The following is a 2,290-nucleotide window of genomic DNA, read 5'->3' as shown; positions in this document are numbered from 1 at the left end:
GCCCTCGTCGATGTTCTCGTCGATGCCCTGCTTAAAGCGGGCGAGCATGCCCTGGAAGTCCTGCTCTTCGTCTCCCGTGGGCTCCTCATCGGCCACCTTCATCCGGGTGTCCCGCTCGGGCGGCTGCTCCTCGAGCATCATGGCGCTCAGGTCGACGAAGTCCCCCGTGTCGCCCGTGTCGTGGCGCACCTTCATCTTCGCATCGCGGGGAGCGGTCTTCCCTTCCGCATCCCGCGCCGCGGACTTGCCCTTCGCCTTCGGCTCGGGCGGCGGTGGCGATGCGACGGGGGCGAGCATCGAGAGCGCCGCCGTGGCGCGGGCGTTGCCGGGGTCGTGCTCGGCCACGCGCTGGTAGACGGCGCGGGCCTTGTCGGGCAGGTCGCTGCGCAGCAAGGTGTCGGCCAGCTCCACATAGGCGTCGATCAGCTTCGCTTTGTCGCCCGACTTGAACGCGAACTCCACCTGTTTCTGGCGGTGCCGCACGCTGTTGGGATCGAGCCGCAGGATCTCGTCCACCAGGTCCTGGGCCCGGGAGAGGTTGCCGCGGTTTTCGAATGCGGTGATGGCGTGGTCCAGCTCCTCGATCCCGCGCGCGCGCTCCCCGGTTTCGACCAGGGCCTCGCCCAGCATCTGGTGCGCCTCGGGATCGTCGGGATCGTCGGCGACGCGGGCCTCGAGCTCCGCGATCGGTGTGAGGTCCCGCTGCTCCTCGATCTGCGCGAACATGAGCGCCCCGCTCGCGTCGTCGGCGTTCACCACGCCATCGAGGCCGAGATCGATCGCCGCCCGGCGCCGGCCCGCCGGCGCGGCCCGCGCGTTCTTGTCAATCTCGATCCCGCCCGCCGGCGCCGCGCCCCGGCCCCGGCCCCGGCCCCGGCCGGGATCGTCCATCGCCAGCGGCTCCTCATCGATCGCATGGCCCGTGTCGGCTCCGGGCGTGAAATCGGTCTCGAGCTCGAGCGGCGGCACCTCGACGACGGGCTTGCGCTTGGGTGGCGGCCCCACGGCCGGGCGCTTCGGTACGACCGGGGCGACTTTCGCGGGCTCGGGGCGCCGCGGCTCGAACTTGGGCAGCGGCGGCCGACTGCCGCCGCCCGGCCGGGGCTCGTCGACCCCCGGGCGCGCAGGCGCGGCCGGTCGCTTCGGGACGAACGGCGCACGGCGAGCGGGTGGCGCAGCGTCGAGCCCGAGGTCGGTGTCGACGAGCGGCTCGGCTTCCGCCTCAGCCTCCGCCGCGCTCGCCTCGTCCGTTACGGTCGGCTCGAGCTCCGCCATCGGCTCCACGTCGTCGGCGGTCACCTCCTCGCGGAGCGAAGGGACGCTCGTCGGATCGACGCCCACGTCCCCGAACGCCGCCACCGTGGTCTCGAACCCTTCGAGCGTGCCCGACGGACGCGGGGCGGTCGGAGACTCCGCCTCCTCGGCCAGGCTGGTCGACTCGATGGCGAGCGACTCGTCGGGCTCGGGCTCGGGCGTCCCGATCAACCCGTCAACCGCCGGCTGCGCTTCGTCCCCTGCCGGCTCTGGTTCGGGCTCCGCCGCGCGTGGCGGCGCGGGCCGTGGCGGCATCCGTACCGCAGGCGTCTGCTTTGAGACCGGCGGCAAATCGACATCGAGGAACACGAGGCTCGAGGTCTTGTGCCTCCCCGATTTCGAGAGATCCTCCTTGACGGGCGCCGCGGGCGCGGCCGACCCGCTCGCCGGGCGGCGGTCCGGATCGCCGTACATCCGCAGGTGTTCCTCGAGCAGCTCCCGCAGATGGGCGCTCTCGGCCGAGATCTCGGCAAGCTCCTTCAAGGCGGCGAACGCTTGCTGGATCTTCCCGGCCTTCTGCATCCGTTCGGCGTATTCCAGAAAGTTCTGCTTTGCCTCGCCCATGAACCCCTTGGCGGCGTACAGCTTGGCGAGCTTGAAATAGGTGTTCTGCCGCCCCGGGGCGTTGCGGAGCACCTTGTTGCACATCGCGATGGCGTTGTTGTGAAACCCGAGCTCGGCGTACTTGTCGACCGCCTGGTCGTAGTAGTCGGCGGCCTGATGCGGATCCTTGAGCTTCAGGTAGAGGTCGCCGATCCGGTTGTAGATCGAGAGATCGGGGTTCGGGTCTCCCTCTTCGTCCTGTTCCTTGAGAACCTGCAGCCACGCCTCGGCCGCCCCCTTGGGGTCCTTGGCCTCAAGGCTCTTGGCCTTGTCTTTCTTGTTCTCAAGTCTAGACATGGGGCTCTAAAGATACGGACGCTGGCCAGAGCGGACAAGCGGAACCGCCTGTCCAGACGGCGGTTACGAGGTTCTC

At 69.9% G+C, this 2,290-nt stretch carries 1 protein-coding gene; it reads right to left on the bottom strand.

Translation table 11 applies throughout. The features are described 5' to 3' along the window. Positions 1 to 2,214: hypothetical protein (locus VKG64_01405; protein ID HKB23681.1), on the bottom strand; the 2,214-nt coding region annotated here is incomplete at its 3' end. Between the last annotated feature and the right edge of the window lie 76 nt (positions 2,215 to 2,290).

The sequence above is a fragment of the Candidatus Methylomirabilota bacterium genome, assembly GCA_035260325.1.
Taxonomy (GTDB): Bacteria; Methylomirabilota; Methylomirabilia; order Rokubacteriales; family CSP1-6; genus AR19.
Note: the sequence above shows the minus strand (reverse complement) of the source record. Positions and strands in the feature narration are given on the sequence as shown.